General features: G+C 55.1%; 2 tRNA genes. Both read right to left on the reverse strand.

The features are described from left to right. Positions 1-3: 3 nt before the first annotated feature. Positions 4-79: transfer RNA gene (locus AC20OE_RS18825), tRNA-Ala, on the reverse strand. Positions 80-93: 14 nt separating this feature from the next. Continuing rightward, positions 94-170, reverse strand: a tRNA-Ile gene (locus AC20OE_RS18830). Between the last annotated feature and the right edge of the window lie 44 nt (positions 171-214).

Raw genomic sequence — 214 nt, forward strand, 5'->3', positions numbered from 1 at the left:
CGTTGGTGGAGCCTAGCGGGATCGAACCGCTGACCTCCTGCGTGCAAGGCAGGCGCTCTCCCAGCTGAGCTAAGGCCCCGATTTAATAGAAGATGGTGGGCCTGAGTGGACTCGAACCACCGACCTCACGCTTATCAGGCGTGCGCTCTAACCAGCTGAGCTACAGGCCCATCTTTCATATCGAAGATATGATGTTGTAGGATCTTTTGCAAGT

This window comes from Bacillus sp. SRI_025, from assembly GCF_057592095.1.